This is a genomic window from Mycobacterium sp. NGS45 (assembly GCF_059812645.1).
Genome location: NZ_JCALDB010000002.1, coordinates 97,690 through 117,048 on the forward strand (window position 1 = coordinate 97,690; position 19,359 = coordinate 117,048).

At 69.1% G+C, this 19,359-nt stretch carries 19 protein-coding genes; 18 read left to right on the plus strand and 1 reads right to left on the minus strand.

Annotation, left to right across the window (positions count from 1 at the left end):
* Nucleotides 1-178 precede the first annotated feature (178 nt).
* The 18 genes from AC5Y3P_RS02720 (at nt 179) to AC5Y3P_RS02805 (ending at nt 18,137) form a co-directional block, all read left to right on the plus strand.
* Complete coding sequence (locus AC5Y3P_RS02720) at nt 179-1,510, plus strand: bifunctional 3,4-dihydroxy-2-butanone-4-phosphate synthase/GTP cyclohydrolase II (RefSeq protein ID WP_500044363.1); 1,332 nt, start codon at nt 179-181, stop codon at nt 1,508-1,510.
* Nucleotides 1,507-1,992 carry a 6,7-dimethyl-8-ribityllumazine synthase gene (gene ribH / locus AC5Y3P_RS02725; RefSeq protein WP_500044364.1) on the plus strand — a complete coding sequence of 162 codons (486 nt, stop codon included), beginning with the start codon at nt 1,507-1,509 and terminating at the stop codon, nt 1,990-1,992. The genes AC5Y3P_RS02720 and ribH overlap by 4 nt, the downstream gene beginning before the upstream one ends.
* On the plus strand, nt 1,985-2,431 hold the full coding sequence (locus tag AC5Y3P_RS02730; RefSeq protein ID WP_500044365.1) for a PH domain-containing protein: 447 nt from the start codon (nt 1,985-1,987) through the stop codon (nt 2,429-2,431). The genes ribH and AC5Y3P_RS02730 overlap by 8 nt, the downstream gene beginning before the upstream one ends.
* Nucleotides 2,432-2,479: 48 nt before the next feature.
* Nucleotides 2,480-4,519 (plus strand): excinuclease ABC subunit UvrC, encoded by a 2,040-nt coding sequence (gene uvrC / locus AC5Y3P_RS02735; RefSeq protein ID WP_500044366.1) that lies wholly within the window; start codon nt 2,480-2,482, stop codon nt 4,517-4,519.
* Nucleotides 4,516-5,439 (plus strand): RNase adapter RapZ, encoded by a 924-nt coding sequence (gene rapZ / locus AC5Y3P_RS02740; RefSeq protein WP_500044367.1) that lies wholly within the window; start codon nt 4,516-4,518, stop codon nt 5,437-5,439. The genes uvrC and rapZ overlap by 4 nt, the downstream gene beginning before the upstream one ends.
* Nucleotides 5,436-6,464 (plus strand): uridine diphosphate-N-acetylglucosamine-binding protein YvcK, encoded by a 1,029-nt coding sequence (yvcK, locus tag AC5Y3P_RS02745; protein WP_500044368.1) that lies wholly within the window; start codon nt 5,436-5,438, stop codon nt 6,462-6,464. Before rapZ ends, yvcK begins: the two co-directional genes overlap by 4 nt.
* On the plus strand, nt 6,461-7,438 hold the full coding sequence (whiA, locus tag AC5Y3P_RS02750; RefSeq protein WP_500044369.1) for a DNA-binding protein WhiA: 978 nt from the start codon (nt 6,461-6,463) through the stop codon (nt 7,436-7,438). The genes yvcK and whiA overlap by 4 nt, the downstream gene beginning before the upstream one ends.
* A 49-nt stretch (nt 7,439-7,487) precedes the next feature.
* On the plus strand, nt 7,488-8,927 hold the full coding sequence (locus tag AC5Y3P_RS02755) for a glycosyltransferase family 2 protein (RefSeq protein ID WP_500044370.1): 1,440 nt from the start codon (nt 7,488-7,490) through the stop codon (nt 8,925-8,927).
* A 124-nt stretch (nt 8,928-9,051) separates the two neighbouring features.
* The gene (gene gap, locus AC5Y3P_RS02760) at nt 9,052-10,074 is read left to right on the plus strand and encodes a type I glyceraldehyde-3-phosphate dehydrogenase (RefSeq protein ID WP_500044371.1); all 1,023 of its coding nucleotides are present in this window, start codon (nt 9,052-9,054) and stop codon (nt 10,072-10,074) included.
* Between the two features lie 13 nt (nt 10,075-10,087).
* Nucleotides 10,088-11,314 carry a phosphoglycerate kinase gene (locus AC5Y3P_RS02765; protein ID WP_500044372.1) on the plus strand — a complete coding sequence of 409 codons (1,227 nt, stop codon included), beginning with the start codon at nt 10,088-10,090 and terminating at the stop codon, nt 11,312-11,314.
* A gap of 8 nt (nt 11,315-11,322) precedes the next feature.
* Complete coding sequence (gene tpiA / locus AC5Y3P_RS02770; RefSeq protein ID WP_500044373.1) at nt 11,323-12,108, plus strand: triose-phosphate isomerase; 786 nt, start codon at nt 11,323-11,325, stop codon at nt 12,106-12,108.
* A gap of 63 nt (nt 12,109-12,171) precedes the next feature.
* Complete coding sequence (locus AC5Y3P_RS02775) at nt 12,172-13,551, plus strand: outer membrane protein assembly factor BamB family protein (RefSeq protein WP_500044374.1); 1,380 nt, start codon at nt 12,172-12,174, stop codon at nt 13,549-13,551.
* 67 nt (nt 13,552-13,618) lie between these two features.
* Nucleotides 13,619-13,852: a preprotein translocase subunit SecG gene (gene secG / locus AC5Y3P_RS02780; protein ID WP_500044375.1), complete on the plus strand. Its 234-nt coding sequence runs from the start codon at nt 13,619-13,621 to the stop codon at nt 13,850-13,852.
* 132 nt (nt 13,853-13,984) lie between these two features.
* A complete protein-coding gene (locus tag AC5Y3P_RS02785; RefSeq protein WP_500044376.1) occupies nt 13,985-14,974 on the plus strand; it encodes a DUF4129 domain-containing protein in 990 nt (329 codons plus the stop codon).
* Complete coding sequence (locus AC5Y3P_RS02790) at nt 14,974-15,459, plus strand: hypothetical protein (RefSeq protein ID WP_500044377.1); 486 nt, start codon at nt 14,974-14,976, stop codon at nt 15,457-15,459. Before AC5Y3P_RS02785 ends, AC5Y3P_RS02790 begins: the two co-directional genes overlap by 1 nt.
* Nucleotides 15,456-16,421, plus strand: coding sequence for an AAA family ATPase (locus AC5Y3P_RS02795; RefSeq protein ID WP_500044378.1), 966 nt, complete (start codon nt 15,456-15,458; stop codon nt 16,419-16,421). Before AC5Y3P_RS02790 ends, AC5Y3P_RS02795 begins: the two co-directional genes overlap by 4 nt.
* Before the next feature lie 4 nt (nt 16,422-16,425).
* Nucleotides 16,426-17,700, plus strand: a complete 1,275-nt coding sequence (locus AC5Y3P_RS02800; RefSeq protein ID WP_500044379.1) for a DUF58 domain-containing protein — start codon at nt 16,426-16,428, stop codon at nt 17,698-17,700.
* Nucleotides 17,697-18,137 carry a hypothetical protein gene (locus AC5Y3P_RS02805; protein WP_500044380.1) on the plus strand — a complete coding sequence of 147 codons (441 nt, stop codon included), beginning with the start codon at nt 17,697-17,699 and terminating at the stop codon, nt 18,135-18,137. Before AC5Y3P_RS02800 ends, AC5Y3P_RS02805 begins: the two co-directional genes overlap by 4 nt.
* Before the next feature lie 8 nt (nt 18,138-18,145).
* On the opposite strand, the gene AC5Y3P_RS02810 is transcribed toward AC5Y3P_RS02805, so the two are convergent.
* Nucleotides 18,146-19,294 carry a DUF1214 domain-containing protein gene (locus AC5Y3P_RS02810; protein ID WP_500044381.1) on the minus strand — a complete coding sequence of 383 codons (1,149 nt, stop codon included), beginning with the start codon at nt 19,292-19,294 and terminating at the stop codon, nt 18,146-18,148.
* Between the last annotated feature and the right edge of the window lie 65 nt (nt 19,295-19,359).

Consider the following 19,359-nt stretch of genomic DNA (forward strand, 5'->3'; position numbering starts at 1 on the left):
CCGCCCCTACGCCGCGTCCTGCGCCACACCGCCGCCGGGACAGTGACCGAGCCCACGCTCGGCCAGCGGGATGTGCCCGGGTAGGAGGATCATCGCGCTCCGGGGGTGGTTCATACTGATAGGGCAGCGCCCCGACGACCGGGGGGCATGCGGGCACGAACTGGCAAAGGTGGCAGAGATGACGAGGCTGGATACCGTCGAGAGGGCGGTCGCCGACATCGCGGCGGGTAAGGCCGTGGTCGTCATCGACGACGAAGACCGGGAGAACGAGGGCGACCTGATCTTCGCGGCCGAGAAGGCCACCCCCGAACTGGTGGCATTCATGGTCCGCTACACCTCGGGATACCTGTGCGTCCCGCTCGACGGTGACATCTGCGACCGGCTGGGTCTGCTGCCGATGTACGCGGTCAACCAGGACAAGCACGGCACCGCCTACACGGTCACCGTCGACGCCAGACTGGGTGTCGGAACCGGTATTTCGGCCTCGGACCGGGCCACCACCATGCGGCTGCTGGCCGATCCGAACGCCATCGCGCAGGACTTCACCAAACCCGGCCACGTGGTGCCGCTGCGCGCCAAGGACGGCGGAGTGCTGCGCCGGCCCGGGCACACCGAGGCCGCGGTCGACCTGGCCCGCCTGGCCGGCCTGCAGCCGGCCGGAGCGATCTGCGAGATCGTCAGCCAGAAGGACGAGGGCTCGATGGCCCGCACCGACGAACTGCGGGTGTTCGCCGACGAACACCAGTTGGCGATGATCACGATCGCCGATCTGATCGAGTGGCGCCGCAAGCACGAAAAGCACATCGAGCGGATCGCCGAGGCCCGCATCCCGACCCGGCACGGCGAGTTCCGTGCGGTCGGGTACAAGAGCGTCTACGACGACGTCGAGCACGTCGCGCTGGTCCGCGGCGAGATTGCCGGCCCGCACAGCGACGGCCAGGACGTCCTGGTCCGGGTGCACTCGGAATGTCTGACCGGGGATGTGTTCGGCTCGCGGCGCTGCGACTGTGGACCGCAGTTGGACGCCGCGATGGCGATGGTCGCCTCCGAAGGCCGCGGCGTGGTGCTCTACATGCGCGGACACGAGGGCCGCGGCATCGGCCTGATGCACAAACTGCAGGCCTATCAGCTGCAGGACGCCGGAGCTGACACCGTGGACGCGAACCTGGAGCTCGGGTTGCCCGCCGACGCCCGCGACTACGGCATCGGCGCCCAGATCCTGGTCGATCTGGGCATCCGATCCATGCGGCTGCTGACCAACAACCCCGCCAAGCGGGTCGGTCTGGACGGCTACGGCCTGCACATCACCGAGCGGGTGCCGCTGCCGGTGCGGGCCAACGCGCACAACATCCGCTACCTGATGACCAAGCGCGACCGGATGGGGCACGACCTGGTGGGTCTGGAGGACTTCCACGAAGCCACCAGCATGGAGGGCTACGACGAGGCGGTCTATCTGCTCGGCGAGCGGCACCGGCCGTCGGCGACCGACCTGCCCGGAGCCGAGTCGTGAGCGGTGGCGCCGGCATCCCGGACATGCCCGAGCTCGACGCGCAGGACGTCAGCCTGGCCATCGTGGCCAGCACCTGGCACACCAAGATCTGCGACGCGCTGCTCGACGGTGCGCTGCGCGCCGCCAAGGCGGCCGGTGTCCGCGAGCCGACGGTGGCCCGCGTCCTCGGTGCCATCGAAATCCCGGTGGTGGCGCAGGAATTGGCTCGCAGCCATGACGCCGTGGTTGCGCTCGGTGTGGTAATCCGCGGCCAGACACCGCATTTCGACTACGTCTGCGATGCCGTGACGCAGGGCTTGACCCGGGTGTCGTTGGACGAGGCCACCCCGGTGGCCAACGGTGTGCTGACCACCAACACCGAGGAGCAGGCGCTGGACCGCGCGGGTCTGCCCGGCTCGGCCGAGGACAAGGGTGAGCAGGCCGCCGCGGCAGCGCTGAGCACCGCACTGACCCTGCGCGGGTTGCGCGCCGGCAGTGGGTAGCTCGTCGGACTGGGACCTGGTGGTGCGTCCCCGGGCGACCCCGAGGTACGCCTACATCGCCGCCGCCGTCATCGCGGTGGCGCACATCGCGGTGGGTTTCCTGCTGACCGTCGGCTCCACCGGCGTGTACTTCACCGCCGCCGATCAGATCGCGATGGGATTACTCGGCGTGGTGATCGCCGGCGTGGTGTTGTTGTTGACCAGGCCGCGGCTGCGGATCGGGGCGGCCGGATTGACGGTGCGGAATCTGTTGGCCGACAGAGAGGTTCCGTGGTCGAACGTGGTCGGGGTGTCGTTCCCGGTCGGCGCCCGCTGGGCCCGGGTCGAGCTGCCCGACGACGAATACATCCCGGTGATGGCGATCCAGGCCGCCGACAAACAGCGTGCCGTGCTGGCGATGGACGAGGTGCGCGCGCTGGTGGCCCGCTACCTCGGCTGAGCCCCGCAGTCGCGGTGGGATGTCGCCGACGCCGACTAGGCTGGTGTGGTGCCAGACCCTGCCACGTACCGACCCGCTCCGGGCTCCATCCCGGTTGAGCCGGGCGTCTATCGGTTCTCCGACGTCCACGGCCGGGTCATCTACGTCGGCAAGGCCAAGAGCCTGCGCAGTCGCCTGACCTCCTACTTCGCCGATCTGGCCAGCCTGCATCCGCGCACCCGGCAGATGGTGACCACGGCCGCCAAGGTGGAGTGGACCGTGGTCGGCACCGAGGTCGAGGCGCTGCAACTCGAGTACAACTGGATCAAGGAGTTCGACCCGCGGTTCAACGTCCGTTACCGCGACGACAAGTCCTACCCGGTGCTGGCGGTCACGCTCAACGAAGAGTATCCGCGGTTGTTCGTCTACCGCGGGGCGCGGCGCAAGGGCGTACGCTACTTCGGGCCGTACTCGCATGCCTGGGCCATCCGGGAAACCCTCGACCTGTTGACCCGGGTGTTCCCGGCGCGCACCTGCTCGGCCGGGGTTTTCAAGCGGCACAACCAGATCGGTCGGCCCTGCTTGCTCGGCTACATCGACAAGTGCTCGGCACCATGTGTGGGCCGGGTCAGCGCCGAAGAGCACCGCAAGATCGTGACGGACTTCTGCGACTTCTTGTCCGGGCGCACCGACCGGTTCGCCCGTCAGCTCGAGGCCCAGATGAACGCGGCCGCAGCCGAGTTGGACTTCGAACGGGCCGCCCGGTTACGTGATGACCTGTCCGCCCTGCGGCGCGCACTGGAGAAGCAGGCCGTGGTGCTCGGCGACGGTACCGACGCCGACGTGATGGCATTCGCCGACGACGAACTCGAAGCTGCGGTACAGGTGTTCCACGTGCGTGGCGGGCGGGTCCGTGGTCAGCGCGGTTGGATTATCGAAAAGTCAAGTGAACCAGACCAAGCCGAGGGAACCGGTCGCGAACAGCTGGTGGAACAGTTCCTGATGCAGTTCTACGGCGATCAGGCCGAGTTGGACGGCGCCGCTGACACCGGTGGCGGTGACGATGTGACCAACCCGGTGCCACGCGAGGTGCTGGTGCCGTGCCTGCCGGCCGATGCGGCCCAGCTGACCGAGTGGCTGTCCGGTCTGCGCGGTTCCAAGGTGCGGTTGCGGGTGCCGCAGCGCGGCGACAAGAAGGCGTTGGCCGAGACCGTGCAGCGCAATGCGGTCGAGGCGCTGGCTCAGCACAAGCTGCGCCGGGCCGGCGACTTCAACGCGAGATCGGCTGCACTGCAGAGCATTCAAGACGCGCTGGGACTTTCCGAGGCCCCGCTGCGCATCGAATGCGTCGACATCAGCCATGTGCAGGGCACCGACGTGGTGGCCTCCCTGGTGGTGTTCGAGGACGGTCTGCCGCGTAAGTCGGACTACCGGCACTATGCGATCAAGGAGGCCGCCGGGGATGGCCGTTCCGATGACGTCGCCTCGATCGCCGAGGTCACCCGCCGGCGGTTCTGGCGGCATGTGGCCGACGCTTCGGCGCCGGTGGAACTCGCCCCGGAGGGCAAGTCCCGCAAATTCGCCTACCCGCCCAACCTCTACCTGGTCGACGGCGGCGCGCCCCAGGTGAACGCGGCGGCCGCGGTGCTCGAAGAACTCGGGGTCGACGACGTCGCGGTGATCGGGTTGGCCAAACGACTCGAGGAGGTGTGGGTGCCTGGCGAGCCTGATCCGGTGATCCTGCCCCGCAACGACGAAGGCCTGTATCTGCTGCAGCGGGTCCGCGACGAGGCGCACCGGTTCGCCATCGCGTTCCACCGCTCCAAGCGCTCCAAGCGGATGACGGCCTCGGCGCTGGATTCGATCCCCGGGCTCGGCGAGCACCGCCGCAAGGCCCTGGTGAGTCACTTCGGTTCGGTGGCCCGGCTCAAGCAGGCTTCGGTGGCCGAGATCACCTCGGTGCCCGGGATCGGCGTGGCCACCGCGACGGCGGTGCTGGCCGCGCTGCACCCGCAGGGTGCTGAATCGGACGGCGCCGATGCGTCCGGATCGAGTGCGGCAGTGGGTGAGCTGAGCGATGATGGCCACGGCGAACGGGCATCGGGATGACAGAGCAGCAGCAGCACGGCGAACACGGCGGCGAGCAACGCCGGGACGAACCGGGTTCGGGGATCGACGTCGTCGTGGTGACCGGCCTGTCCGGGGCCGGCCGGGACACCGCGGCCAAGGTGCTCGAAGACCTGGGCTGGTACGTGGCCGACAACCTGCCGCCTGAGTTGATCGCCAAAATGGTGGACCTGGGCCTGGCGGCCGGCTCGCGGATCACCCAGCTGGCCCTGGTGATGGACGCCCGGTCCAAGGGTTTCACCGGCGACCTGGATTGGGTGCGCACCGAATTGGCCACCCGCGACATCACGCCGCGGGTGCTGTTCATGGAGGCCAGCGACGACATCCTGGTCCGCCGCTACGAGAACAACCGGCGCAGCCACCCGTTGCAGGGTGACCTCACGCTGGCCGAAGGCATCGCGGCCGAACGCGCAATGCTGGCCCCGGTGCGCGCCTCGGCGGACCTGGTGCTCGACACGTCGCACACCAGCGTGCGTGAGTTGCGGGAGAGCATCGAGGGTGCCTTCGGCGGGGAGACCGTCCCCGACACCAACGTGACGGTGGAATCCTTCGGTTTCAAATACGGCCTGCCGATGGACGCCGACATGGTCGCCGATGTGCGTTTCCTGCCGAATCCGCATTGGGTCGACGAGTTGCGCCCCTTCACCGGTCAGCATCCCGCGGTGCGCGACTACGTCGTCGAACAGCCCGGGGCAGCACGATTTCTCGATGGTTACCACGAACTTCTCGGATTGGTGGTAGACGGTTATCGACGGGAGGGTAAGCGATACATGACGGTCGCCATCGGTTGCACAGGCGGTAAGCACCGCAGCGTCGCGATGGCCGAAGCGTTGGCCGCACGACTGGCTGAAGGCAACCGGTTGTCGGTGCGTGTGCTGCACCGGGATCTGGGCCGCGAATGAGTGCCCCGATCGAACGGATCGTCGCCTTCGGTGGTGGCCACGGCCTGTATGCGACGCTGTCGGCTGCGCGCCGACTCACGCCGCACGTCACCGCGGTGGTGACGGTTGCCGACGACGGCGGCTCCTCCGGGCGGCTGCGCAGCGAACTGGACATCGTGCCGCCTGGTGACCTGCGAATGGCGTTGGCGGCGTTGGCATCCGACAGTCCACACGGTCAACTGTGGGCGACCATCATCCAACACCGGTTCGGTGGCAGCGGCGCGTTGGCCGGGCACCCGATCGGCAATCTGATCCTGGCCGGGCTCAACGAGTTGCTGGCCGACCCGGTGGCCGCGCTCGACGAACTGGGCCGGATCCTCGGCGTCAAGGGCCGGGTGCTGCCGATGTGCCCGATCGCGCTGCAGATCGAGGCCGATGTCGCCGGACTGGAATCGGACCCCCGGATGAGTCGGGTGATCCGCGGTCAGGTGGCGATCGCGAGCACCCCCGGCAAGGTGCGCCGGGTGCGGTTGCTGCCGGGCAACCCGCCGGCCACCCGGCAGGCCGTCGACGCGGTGCTGGACGCCGATCTGGTGGTGCTGGGTCCGGGCTCGTGGTTCACCAGCGTGATCCCGCACATGCTGGTGCCCGGTCTGGCCGCCGCGTTGCGCGCCACCGCGGCGCGCCGCGCCCTGGTGCTCAACCTCGAGACCGAGCCCGGCGAGACCGCCGGATTCTCCGTCGAACGGCACATTCACGTACTGGCCCAGCATGCGCCGGACTTCACCGTGCACGACATCGTGGTGGACGCCGGACGGAGCACCAGCGAGCGGGAACGGGACCAGTTGCGGCGGGCCGCGGCCGCGTTGGGGGCCGAGGTAATGTTTGCTGACGTGTCCCGGCCTGGTACACCTGTACATGACCCGGCCAAGTTGGCGGCGGCGCTGCAGGCGGTATACGACCGGGGGGTGGTACCTGCCGCGCCGACGGTGCCCACTCCTGCCCCCAACCCGGACAGACCGAGAGGTGACGACTCGTGGCGATGACTGCCGAGGTGAAGGATGAGCTCAGCCGCCTGGTGGTCAACTCCGTCAGCGCGCGGCGCGCGGAGGTGGCTTCACTGCTGCGGTTTGCCGGGGGGCTGCACATCGTGTCCGGTCGGGTGGTGGTCGAAGCCGAGGTGGATCTCGGCGTCATCGCCCGACGGCTGCGCAAGGACATCTTCGACCTCTACGGCTACAACGCGATCGTGCACGCGCTCAGCGCCAGCGGCATCCGCAAACAGACCCGGTATGTGGTCCGGGTGGCCAAGGACGGCGAGGCGCTGGCCCGCCAGACCGGGTTGCTGGACCTGCGCGGGCGGCCGGTGCGCGGCCTGCCGGCGCAGGTGGTCGGCGGCAGCGTCGCCGATGCCGAAGCGGCCTGGCGCGGTGCCTTCCTGGCGCACGGTTCGCTGACCGAACCGGGCCGCTCGTCGGCGCTGGAAGTCAGCTGCCCGGGCCCGGAAGCTGCGCTGGCCCTGGTCGGTGCGGCACGCCGGCTCGGGATTTCGGCCAAGGCCCGCGAGGTACGCGGCATCGACCGGGTGGTGGTCCGTGACGGCGAGGCGATCGGGGCGTTGCTGACCCGGATGGGCGCCCAGGACACCCGACTGACCTGGGAGGAACGCCGGATGCGGCGCGAGGTCCGCGCCACCGCCAACCGGCTGGCCAACTTCGACGACGCCAACCTGCGCCGCTCGGCGCGGGCCGCGGTGGCCGCCGCGGCCCGGGTGGACCGTGCGCTGCACATCCTCGGTGACTCGGTACCCGACCATTTGGCCGCGGCCGGCCGGCTGCGGGTCGAGCACCGGCAGGCCTCGCTGGAGGAGCTGGGCCGGTTGGCCGACCCGCCGATGACCAAGGACGCCGTGGCTGGCCGGATCCGGCGGTTGCTGTCGATGGCCGACCGCAAGGCCAAGCAGGACGGCATCCCGGACACCGAGTCGGCAGTCACCCCCGAACTGCTCGACGAAGCCTGAACCGCAGCGCTCCCGCGCAGGTGACCCCATCGCAGCCGCCGACCCCGCCTTGGCCGCGGCGCTGCGCCGTGCGTCGTCTCGGCTCTCACCGCCGCCAACCCCGCTGCGCAGCACCGCGATCCACCTGGTGGTGGTGTCGGTGTGGGTGGCGCTGTTCGCGCTCGCGTTCGGTCACGGCGGGTTGCTGGCCTGGTCCATCGGGCTGGTCTACCTCGGTTATGACCTGGCGCTGCAGATCTTCACCGGGGTGCAGATCGCCCGGATCGGACGCCGCGCCGACCGTCCCGGTCCCGCGCACCACGACGACGGCGGCGGCGTCGTCGACGTCGCGGTGCTGATCGCCGCCCGCGATGAGGCCACCGCACTACCGGGCACCTTGACCGCGTTGCTGCGCCAGACCGAGCCGCCGCAGCAGATCGTGATCGCCGACGACGGATCCACCGACGACACCGCCGCCCTGCTGCGCCGCGACTACCGGTTGACACCGGAAGTGCCCACGCTGATCGGCTCGACCCAGCTGGTCTGGCTGCGGCTGCCGCACGGCGGCAAGGCCGCAGCGCTGAACACCGCGCTGGCTGCGACCCGGGCCGAGGTGGTGGTGACCGTCGACGCCGACACGGTCCTGGAACCCGGTGCGATCGCCGCGCTGCGCTCCGCGTTTCGCGACGATCGGCAGCTGGTCGGCCTCACCGGTGTGATCACCCCGGTGTGCGACCGCGGTCTGCCCGCCCGGCTGCTGGGCTGGTTCCAAACCTACGAGTACATCCGCAATTTCCTGGCTCGCTACGCCTGGATGCGGATCGACTGCCTGCAGCTGATCTCCGGTGCCTTCGCCGGTTTCCGGCGCAGTGCACTGGTCGCGGTCGGCGGCTTCGATGCGGCCTGCCTGGTGGAGGACTACGAACTGGTGGCCCGGCTGCAGCGCTACGCCGGTGAACACGGCCTGCACTGGCGCTTCGGCGCACTGGGCGCCGCGCAGGCGCGAACCGAGGCGCCCGGCACCGCGGCCGCCTTCCTGCGTCAGCGCCGCCGCTGGTTCGGCGGCTTTCTGCAAACCCACTGGTGGTACCGCGCGATGGTGGGGGATCGGCGCTTCGGCGCGCTGGGCACCGTGATGCTTCCGGTCAAGGCGCTGGACACCGTCGCCCCGCTCTACGGGCTGACTGCGCTGGCGCTGCTGGTCTGGTTCGTCGTCGAGCGCCGTTTCGACGTGCTGATCCCGGTGCTGACCGTGGTCGCGGCCAAACTCGTGATCGACGCGGTGTTCGCGGTCTGGTCACTGCAGCGGTACCGACGCTGGGTCGGTGACCCGGGCCGGGCCAGCTTGCTGGGCGCGGCGGCAAGCACGCTGGTGGCGCCGCTGACCTTCACGGTCTTGCTGCACTGCGGCGCCGCGCTGGGTTGGCTGACCGTGCTGGGTGGCGGACCGAAGTGGGGGCAACAACGGCGGTTCGGCATCGCGGTCGGCGAATCCGAACCCGGGCCGTGACCGCAGCACCGGCCCAGTCCGGCCGGGGCGGGCGGGGTTTGGGAACCAACCTGCACGTCGAAGATTGCTGACTACTAGGCTGACCGGTGAGCAGTGTCGAGAAGCAGATCAAAGGGAGAACCACGTGACCATCCGGGTAGGCGTCAATGGCTTCGGCCGCATCGGACGTAACTTCTTCCGCGCGCTGGATGCGCAGAAGGCCGCCGGCCAGAACACCGACATCGAAATCGTGGCGGTCAACGACCTCACTGACAACGCCAGCCTGGCCCACCTGCTGAAGTTCGACTCGATCCTGGGCCGGCTGCCCTACGACGTGTCCCTGGAGGGCGAGGACACCATCGTCGTCGGCGACACCAAGATCAAGGCGCTCGAGGTCAAGGAAGGCCCGGCCGCGCTGCCCTGGGGTGACCTGGGTGTGGACATCGTGGTCGAGTCCACCGGCATCTTCACCGCGCGCGCCAAGGCCCAGGGCCACCTGGACGCGGGCGCCAAGAAGGTCATCATCTCCGCACCGGCCAGCGACGAGGACATCACCATCGTGCTGGGCGTCAACGACGACAAGTACGACGGCAGCCAGAACATCATCTCCAACGCCTCGTGCACCACGAACTGCCTCGGGCCGCTGGCCAAGGTGCTCAACGACGAGTTCGGCATCGTCAAGGGCCTGATGACCACCATCCACGCCTACACCCAGGACCAGAACCTGCAGGACGGCCCGCACAAGGATCTGCGTCGGGCCCGCGCGGCCGCGCTGAACATCGTGCCGACATCGACCGGTGCGGCCAAGGCCATCGGCCTGGTGCTGCCCGAGCTCAAGGGCAAGCTGGACGGCTACGCGCTGCGGGTGCCGATCCCCACCGGCTCGGTCACCGACCTGACCGCCGAGTTGGCCAAGAAGGCCACCGCCGAGGAGATCAACGCCGCGCTCAAGGCCGCCGCCGAGGGCAAGCTCAAGGGCATCCTGAAGTACTACGACGCCCCGATCGTGTCCAGCGACATCGTCACCGACCCGCACAGCTCGATCTTCGATGCGGGTCTGACCAAGGTCATCGACGACCAGGCCAAGGTGGTCTCCTGGTACGACAACGAGTGGGGTTACTCCAACCGTCTGGTCGACCTGATCGCCCTGGTCGGCAAGTCTCTCTGACCGCGATCGACCGATGAGCGTCAAGACACTTTCGGAGCTGTTGGCGCAAGGCGTGGAAGGTCGGGGCGTGCTGGTGCGCTCCGACCTCAACGTCCCGCTCGACGACGACGGCACCATCACTGACCCGGGCCGGATCATCGCGTCGCTGCCGACGCTGCGTGCGCTGGCCGAGGCCGGCGCCAAGGTCGTCGTGACCGCGCACCTGGGTCGCCCCAAGGGCGAACCGGATCCCAAGTTCTCGCTGGCCCCGGTGGCCAAGGAACTGGGGGAGCGGCTGGGCCGGCATGTGCAACTGGCCGGTGACGTGGTCGGCACCGATGCGTTGGCCCGGGCCGAAGGCCTGACCGACGGTGATGTGTTGCTGCTGGAGAACATTCGCTTCGACCCGCGCGAAACCAGCAAGGACGAAGCCGAGCGCACCGCGTTGGCGCAGGCCCTGGTCGAGCTGGTGGACACCCCCGGCGGTCCGGAAGCGGCATTCGTCTCCGACGGTTTCGGGGTGGTGCACCGCAAGCAGGCCTCGGTCTACGACGTGGCCAAACTGCTGCCGCACTACGCCGGTGAGCTGGTGGGTACCGAGGTCAAGGTGCTCGAGCAGCTGACCAGTTCGACCGAGCGGCCCTACGCCGTGGTGCTGGGTGGGTCGAAGGTCTCCGACAAGCTCGCGGTGATCGAGAACCTGGCGACCAAGGCCGACAGTTTGATCATCGGTGGCGGTATGTGCTTCACCTTCCTTGCCGCACAAGGTCTTTCGGTGGGCACCTCGCTACTGCAGGAAGAGATGGTGGACACCTGCCGCCAACTGCTCGAGCAGTACGGCGACGTGATCCATCTGCCGGTGGACATCGTGGTGGCCGACAAGTTCGCCGCCGACGCGACACCCGAACAGGTTGCCGCCGACCAGATCCCGGCCGACAAGATGGGCCTGGACATCGGACCGGAGTCGGTCCGGCGATTCAGTGCGCTGCTGTCGAATGCCAAGACGGTGTTCTGGAACGGGCCGATGGGGGTGTTCGAGTTCGACGCATTCGCGGCCGGCACCAAGGGTGTGGCCGAGGCGATCATCGGGGCCACCGGCAAGGGCGCGTTCAGCGTGGTCGGCGGCGGTGACTCGGCCGCGGCCGTACGGGTGCTCGGCTTGGCCGAGGACGGGTTCAGCCACATCTCCACCGGTGGTGGAGCCTCGCTGGAATACCTGGAGGGCAAGGAACTGCCCGGGATCGCCGTTCTGGAAAGCTAGGAGATCAGGTGTCGCGTAAACCGCTGATTGCGGGCAACTGGAAGATGAACCTCAACCATTTCGAGGCCATCGCTCTGGTGCAGAAGATCGCATTTTCGTTGCCGGACAAGTACTTCGACAAGGTCGATGTCGCCGTCATCCCGCCGTTCACCGATCTGCGCAGCGTGCAGACCCTGGTCGACGGTGACAAGCTGCGGTTGACCTACGGCGCCCAGGATCTGTCCCAACACGACTCGGGTGCTTACACCGGGGAGATCAGCGGGGCGTTCCTGGCCAAACTGGGCTGCACCTTCGTCGTCGTCGGACACTCCGAGCGGCGCACCTACCATCACGAGACCGACGAGCTGGTGGCCGTCAAGGCCGCCGCCGCGTTCAAGCACGAGCTCACCCCGATCATCTGCATCGGTGAGCAGCTCGAGGTGCGCGAGGCCGGCAATCACGTTGAGTTCAACGTGAATTCGCTGCGCGGTTCACTGGCCGGACTGTCCAAGGAACAGATCGGTCAGGCTGTGATCGCCTACGAACCGGTGTGGGCGATCGGCACCGGTCGGGTGGCCAGCGCGGCCGATGCGCAAGAAGTGTGCAAGGCGATCCGCGACGAGTTGGCGAACCTGGCTTCGGCCGACGTCGCGGCCGGCGTGCGGATCCTCTACGGCGGTTCGGTGAACGCCAAGAACGTCGGCGAGATCGTCGCGCAGGACGACGTCGACGGTGCCCTGGTGGGCGGGGCGTCGCTGGACGGCGAACAGTTCGCCACCCTGTCCGCGATCGCCGCCGGCGGCCCGCTGCCCTAAGCGATTTCGGTGCGGCCGGGGCGCTGGGCGCCCCGGTGCGCACCGAAATCGTAGGATCCAGCCATGGGATACCCGGGGCCGCCGCAGTATCAGCAATACCCGGGCGGCCCGCCCTACGGGCCACCGCGGGTTCGCCGCAAACGGTGGCCGTGGATCAGCGCGGGCGTGGTCGCGGTGGTGGCGCTGGTCGCTGCCGGGACAGTGTGGGTGCTGCGCGGCGACGCGGCCCAGAACGCGACCCAGCGCCAGGACTGGACCAGCGTGACCGACCCGGCCACCGGCAGCTTCGGGGAGCGGCCGAGTCCGAGTTGGTCGGTTTCGATCGCGGATGTCGAGGCAGCATCCGGTCGCGACCTGGACGGCCTGGACCTGCAGTTCCCGATGGATTACGGCAATGCCGTCCTACTGTCTGCGTCGAGACACGACCAGAAGGACCGGGCGTTGTTGATCGCGCTGGACAGCACCTCGGGCGAGATCCTGTGGACCACGCCGTCAGAAGGCCACCATGCGTTCGGCTGCGCGGATGCCGCGATCGACGGTTTGCTGGCCTGTACTCGTCCGCTCCTCGACAGGTACGGCAGCTCGGAAGAACTGCGGTTCTACCGGGTCGAGGACGGCAGTTTGGCGCGCACCGCGACGCCGCGCGGTCTGACCCGGGTCGATGCGCGCGACGGCGCGCTCTACACCGGCGGCATGTTCGACGACACCGCATGGGTTTCGCGCGGTAACTCCGAAGACCTGGACGCCGACTGGCATGTGGAGTTCGAGGCGGATCACTGCGGGGTCGGTAACTGGCTGCACGTTCCGGCGGACAGCGCCTACCTGCAGTTCGGCGCCCGGGTGCTGGTCGACAAGGAGACCGGCAAAACCTTCAACGACCCGTTGACCTCGGCGATCGCCTTCCCCGGTGACGACAAGTTCGCGATCGCCTCGCCGTCCATGGCGTGCCACCGCGAGCACCAATGGAGGATCGTTGACGCGTCCGGCGCCACGCTGTGGACGCATCCGGGCACCGAGGATCATGTGGCCGTCGGCAACCAACCGGGCGACCCGTACTACCTCGGGCCGTCCGCCTATGACAGCGCGCCCGGTGCTGAACTGTGGACCGCGTCGGGAGACGTCACGGTGTACGGGCGGTACGGCCCGGTGCTGATCGGTTCGGAGCGCAAGTCCACCTCGGCTTACGACGACGACGTCACGGTCGGCCTCGACCCCGACACCGGGGAGGTGCTGTGGAGCCACGACGACTCGTTGCACTGCGTCATCAACGACGGGCAGCGCTGCATCACCGACTTCCTCGACCCCGACGAGGTCCAGGCAATCGATCTGACCACCGGAAAGATGGTGTGGCGACTCCGGAACGCCCAGACCGTCGCCTCGGTCGGGGACGGCATTGCCGCAGTGGTCGACGGCGCCCTGAACTACTACCCGCCCACCGGGTGAGTTCGGTGCGGCTGGGCGCACGGCGCCCCTGAACGCACCGAAATCGCTGTCCGGTACGCTGTCCGGCATGGAGTTTGCCCTGCAGATCGTGCTGATCGTCACCAGCCTGCTGGTGATTCTGCTGGTGCTGCTGCACCGCGCCAAGGGTGGCGGTTTGTCGACCCTGTTCGGCGGCGGTGTGCAGTCCAGCCTGTCCGGCTCGACCGTGGTGGAGAAGAACCTGGACCGGCTGACCCTGTTCGTGACCGGCATCTGGGTGGTCTCGATCGTCGGGATGGGCCTGCAGATCAAGTACGGCTGACGCCGGTCAGCGCAGAAACGCCCCGCTCACCATTCGGCGAGCGGGGTTTTCGTTTACCGGACCGGATCGTCGCCGGGCTGCGGCATTGCCAACACCGGCTGCGCGGTGGCTGCGACGTGCAACAATGCGGATGTGGCCGGCTCGTCTGGCACCCGATCGCGCAGCGGGAGCGACGCTGCGCGGCTGGCCGTCGTAGCCGTCCTGCTGGTCCTTGCGACCGTCGCGGTGCGGGGCACTCTGCCGGGAGCCACCCCACCAGCACCGCGCGACGACACCGAAACCGCCTCCCCGGCCGGGTTGGCGGCGCTGATCACTCTGCTGCTGGCATCAGCGGTGATCCTCGGCGGCGCTGCGATCGCCCGCTGGCGGGACCCGCGTGCCCGGCTACCGGCACCGGTGACCCGACTGGAGTGGACCACCGGCCGCGGCGCCCGGCCGCGGCTTTCGGCCGTGCTGGTCGCGGTGCTGGCGCTGGCAGCGTTCGTCAGCCTGGCACTGGTGCTGCTCCACATCCCCGGCTGGCTGCCGACCGATCCGCTGCCCGCGCCCACCGTCACCCCGGTCCCCGGGGGCGACCCCGCCGGCGTCGGGCAGCCGGCCCCGCCGGGACAACCGGCCCCGCCCGGCGCCGAACCAGCGCGTGGGCTCGGCGCACTCGCCGTCGTCCTGATCGCGGCGCTGGCCGCCATGCTGGTGTTCACGGTGCTGCTACGCCGGCGTCGGCGTCGCGAGCCGAGCCTGCCGGCCGGTCTGGTCGCGCCGGCCTCGTCGGACCCCGGGTCCGACGAGCCGCAGGACCCGTTGGCCCGCGCCGCCGAGCTGGCGCTCGCCGAGGTGATCGACCCGTCGCGGGATCCCCGCTCGGCCATCATCGGCTGCTACGCCACCATGGAACGCGAACTCGAACTGGTGCCCGCGGCCGCGCCGCGGGCCTTCGACACCGCCTCGGAAGTCCTGGAGCGGGCGGTTGCGCAGCGCGCGCTGCGCACCGGTGCGGCAACACATCTGGTGGAGTTGTTCGACGAAGCCCGGTTCAGTCAGCACATCATGGACGAAGGTCACCGCGATCAGGCGGTCGGCGCGCTGCGTGACGTGCTCACCGATCTGCGGGGTGGGCGCTGATGATCTATCGAGTTCTGGCCGTCGGGGCCTGCCTCATCGCGGTGACCCAGGTGCTGGCGCTGGCCGCCCCTGATCGGGCCTGGGTGCCGGTGCTGTCCGGGGTGGCGCTGGCCGCGGTGCTCTACCCGCTGCGCCGATCGCTGAGCGGCTCCGGTCCGGGTGCTGACGTCGAAGTCACCGACGATGCGGCGGAATCGTTGCAGCGCTGGAGGATTCGCACACAAACCTTGATCAGCCGGGCCGAGTCGTCGCGGCGGGACTGGGACCGGCATCTGCGTCCGATGCTGGCGCGGCAATTCGAATTGGCCACCCGCACCTCGAAACGCAAGGACGCCACCGCATTCGCCGACACCGGTAGGGCCCTGCTCGGCGAACAGCTGTGGCAGTGGGTCGATCCGGACCAGGTGGATCCGGGTCAGGCTTCCCGGCCCGGGCCGGGCCGGGCGGTGCTGGCCGAGATACTGCGACGAATCGAGCAGGCATGACCACCTCACTGCATCCCACCACGGCGCGCTGCCGCGCGATCATCGAGGAGATGCAGCGTGTCGTGGTGGGCAAGCAGGGCGCGCTGGAGCTGATGCTGATCGCGGTGCTGGCCCGCGGGCACATCCTGATCGAGGACCTGCCCGGACTGGGCAAGACGCTGATCGCCCGGTCCTTCGCCGCGACCCTGGGGCTGTCCTTCACCCGGGTGCAGTTCACCCCCGATCTGCTGCCCGCCGACCTGCTGGGGTCCACCATCTACGACATGTCCTCGGGCCGCTTCGAGTTTCGGCGCGGACCGATCTTCACCGACGTGTTGATGGCCGACGAGATCAACCGCACCCCACCCAAGACCCAGGCGGCGCTGCTCGAGGCGATGGCCGAACGTCAGGTCAGTGTCGACGGCACCACCTACCCGCTGCCCGAGCCGTTCTTCGTGGTCGCCACCGACAACCCGATCGAATACGAGGGCACCTACCCGCTGCCGGAAGCGCAGCTGGACCGGTTCACGATTCGGCTGGAATTGCGGTACCTGTCCGCCGAAGAAGAAGTGCTGATGCTCAACCGCCGGATCGCCCGGGGTTCGGCAGCCCCGACGATCGGGCAAGTGGTGGACGCCACCGAACTCGCGGAAATGCGGGAATCGGTGGAACAGGTCAGCGTGCACGACGACGTGTTGCGTTACGTGGTCGGGTTGGCCGGCGCCACCCGAACCCATTCCCAGGTGCTGGTCGGTGCCAGCCCACGCGCCGAACTGGATCTGGTGCAACTGGCCCGGGCCCGAGCCCTGCTGGTCGGCCGCGACTACGTCCTGCCCGAAGACGTCAAGGCGTTGGCCATCCCGGCGATGGCGCACCGGATCGCGTTGCGCCCCGAGATGTGGGTTCGGCAGGTGCGCGCGGTCGACGTCGTCGACGATGTGTTGCACCGGCTGCCGGTGCCGCGGGCCGGCGGGGTCGGATAGCCCGATGCCGACCACCGAGGAGACCTGGTTTGACGTCGAACCGCGGTGGCGCGCAGCACCTTTGGCCCGCGCCCTGGCCAGCTGCGCGGCCGTGGCGCTGTGTGTTGCGGTGCTGGGTTCGCGCTGGCAGCTGATCGCCTTCGGCGCGCCGCTGCTGGGCGCGTTGGCCGTGCTGGGATGGCAACCGCGCGCGCACGGTGTCCGGCTTCACGCTGAACCCGGGGTGTCACGCTGCTTCGAGGGCGAGACGGTGACGGTGCGGCTGTGGCTGCGCGGATCGGCATCCGGCAGCGCTGTGCTGCTGGGGTTGCCGACGGCGTCCGGAGCGCAGGTCGACGTCGTCGAGGCCGACTGCGGCCGGTGCACCGTCGAGGTCACCGCGCAGCGTTGGGGCCGCTACCGGTTGGCGGCGCCGGTGACCATGACGGCGCCCGGCGCGTTGCTGGAATCGACGGTCACGGTGGGGTTCGGCGACGTCTTCGTGTTCCCGGTGGCCCCGCCGCAGGCCACCGCGATGCCGCGGGCCGACCTGCTGGAGCGGTTGGGCACGCACCTGATGCGGCAGGCCGGCCACGGCGTGGAGTACGCCGATGTCCGCGGCTATGTCGCCGGTGATCAGTTGCGCTCGGTGAACTGGCCGGTCAGCATGCGGCGCGGCAGCCTGCACGTCACCGAGCGGCTCAGTGAACGTGCCGCCGACCTGGTGGTGCTGGTCGACGCCTATCGGCAACCTGCCGGGCCGGCCACCGCGGCGATGGATCGCACGGTGCGCGGTGCCGTGCAGATCGCGCAGAGCGCGTTGCGCAACGGTGATCGCGCCGGGGTGGTGGTGCTCGGCGGTGGCCGCCCGCGGTGGCTGGGTATCGACATCGGCCGACGACAGTTCTACCGGGTACTCGACGCCGTGCTGGGCGCCGGGGCCGGCTTCGTCACCACGACGGGCACCCTGAGCCCGCGCGCGGCGGTGCCGCCCGGTGCGATCGTGGTGGCGTTGTCGACCCTGCTGGACACCGACTTTGCGTTGGCGCTGATCGACCTGGCCAAGCGTGGCCACCCGGTGCTGGCCGTCGATGTGCTGGCCGGGGCGCCGTTTCCGGACGAGCCGGATCCGCTGCTCACCCGAATGTGGCTGCTGCAGCGCGCATTCATGTACCGGGACATGCGCTCGATCGGCGTCGACATCGTCTCCTGGCCGGAGTCCGCCGAACTCGGGGCCGTGATGCACTCGGCGGCCGGCGCGCGCGGCGGCCGGACCGCGAAGTCGGGCCGAGCGCTGTGATCCGCCGCTGGCTGGCCGTGACGCTGGGGCTGCTGATGGTTGCGGCGGCCGCGGTGCAGGCCGAAGGCCCGGCGGAGCTGCTGGCCGGGGCGGCTGCGGTCGCGGTGCTCGCGAGCCTGTGGCTCGCGGCCGCCGGCACCGTGGCGGTGTGTGCGGCGGTATCGATCATCGCGATCACCGACACCGCTGCGGGATTCGCGGTGTTGGCCGGCCTGGCCGCCGCCGGATTCCTGCTGGCGTGTCACGGGTCGCGGACCGCGGCGCCGATCGTCACCGCACCGACGTTGGCCGGCATGTTCGGCCTGGGTGTGGTTGCAGCGCTGGCGGTTTCCATTCCGGTGCAGCTGCGCTGGGTTCCGTTGGCCGCGCCGCTGCTGGTGTTGGCGATCTTCGCGGTGGTGTTGGTGCCGTATCTGCGGCCCGAACAACGCCGTTGACTGCGTAGTCAGCCGACGCTGCGCGGCGCCTCGGTCGCCGCGACCAACTCGATCGTGGGCGGCTCGGGTACCTCGTCGGTGTGGAACCAGCGAAACGACATCAGACCTTCTGGATGGTCCTTGGTGGACAGCGCATTGGGGTGATCGAGCAGCTCCCGGCTGATCACGATGGTGACCGTACCATCGGCGTTGGGCACCGCGGAACCGGAATTGATTCCGCTGCGGCCGTATTCGACGTCCAGGGCCGCCATGTACTGGTTCCACAGCGTGAAGTTCCAGAACCTGGCCGGGGGATGGGTTGCGGTGATCACCAGCGCTTCACCGGGTTCCAGCGAGAACCCACCCAGGCAATAGCAGGCATCCTGCATGGAATAGCCGAAGGTCGCGCCACCTGCCCGGTACGGCGGGGCCAAGGTGTTGGTGCTCAGCTGTTGGCCGTCGGCGAGTTCGACGGGCCGGCGTTCGGCCAGGATCAGCGGCGTCAAGGAGTACACGTCCTGGGCGAACCGCAGCGCTGCGCGCAGGCCACGGGCCACGTCGTCATCGGATTTGCCTGGGCTGACCTCCAATCCGGCGTGGTCGAGCACTTCGATCTGCCAGTCCACTCGCCGGCCGGTAGCCGGGAATTCGTGATAGTCGCGGGTCAGTACACCGCGGGCATCCGGACTCAGTTCCAGGAACGGCCCGTCGTAGGTGTCCGGGCGGACCGGTCCCAGCACAGCGCTGAACCGGCCGTCGTCGTCGAGTGGCATGTCGGTGTCGTACAACAATCCGACGGTGCGGTTGGGCCACGCGCCAGGCTCGGGTTCGTTGTAGACCGTGACCGAGTACAGCGCGCTGTCGGCGGGGGAGCCGCTGACCCGGTAGGTGCGGCGCGGATCGACGGCGGCATAGCTGTAGTAGCAGTCGGTGTTGTCCCCACCCCAGCGCCGATCCGGGCGAAACGGTGTGAGGTTGTCGATGAATCGCGGTGCCACCGGGTCGGCGAAGAAGTGCATGTCCAGGGCCAAGCCCAAGATGGTGGCCAGATTCTGGTACCCCTCGGCCACCGCGACCTGCCCGCGCACGGCCTTGGGTCCGTCCAGGAACTGGTTGTCGAATTCAGCGAAGGCCGACAGCAATTCGCGCCAGGCCGCGGCACTTTCGGGGGCGGACATGGCCGCGAGCATATCCAGCCGGCCACGAGCAGCACAACACTTCTTGTATGAAGTGTAAAGCTGTC

Bases quoted from the DNA above. Each gene is read 5' to 3' on its own strand.
- AC5Y3P_RS02720 (WP_500044363.1), top strand. From the start codon at position 179: ATGACGAGGCTGGATACCGTCGAGAGGGCGGTCGCCGACATCGCGGCG.
- AC5Y3P_RS02800 (WP_500044379.1), top strand. From the start codon at position 16,426: ATGCCGACCACCGAGGAGACCTGGTTTGACGTCGAACCGCGGTGGCGC.
- AC5Y3P_RS02790 (WP_500044377.1), top strand. From the start codon at position 14,974: ATGATCTATCGAGTTCTGGCCGTCGGGGCCTGCCTCATCGCGGTGACC.
- yvcK (WP_500044368.1), top strand. From the start codon at position 5,436: ATGAGTGCCCCGATCGAACGGATCGTCGCCTTCGGTGGTGGCCACGGC.
- AC5Y3P_RS02775 (WP_500044374.1), top strand. From the start codon at position 12,172: ATGGGATACCCGGGGCCGCCGCAGTATCAGCAATACCCGGGCGGCCCG.
- whiA (WP_500044369.1), top strand. From the start codon at position 6,461: ATGACTGCCGAGGTGAAGGATGAGCTCAGCCGCCTGGTGGTCAACTCC.
- rapZ (WP_500044367.1), top strand. From the start codon at position 4,516: ATGACAGAGCAGCAGCAGCACGGCGAACACGGCGGCGAGCAACGCCGG.
- AC5Y3P_RS02810 (WP_500044381.1), bottom strand. From the start codon at position 19,294: ATGTCCGCCCCCGAAAGTGCCGCGGCCTGGCGCGAATTGCTGTCGGCC.
- secG (WP_500044375.1), top strand. From the start codon at position 13,619: ATGGAGTTTGCCCTGCAGATCGTGCTGATCGTCACCAGCCTGCTGGTG.
- AC5Y3P_RS02765 (WP_500044372.1), top strand. From the start codon at position 10,088: ATGAGCGTCAAGACACTTTCGGAGCTGTTGGCGCAAGGCGTGGAAGGT.
- AC5Y3P_RS02795 (WP_500044378.1), top strand. From the start codon at position 15,456: ATGACCACCTCACTGCATCCCACCACGGCGCGCTGCCGCGCGATCATC.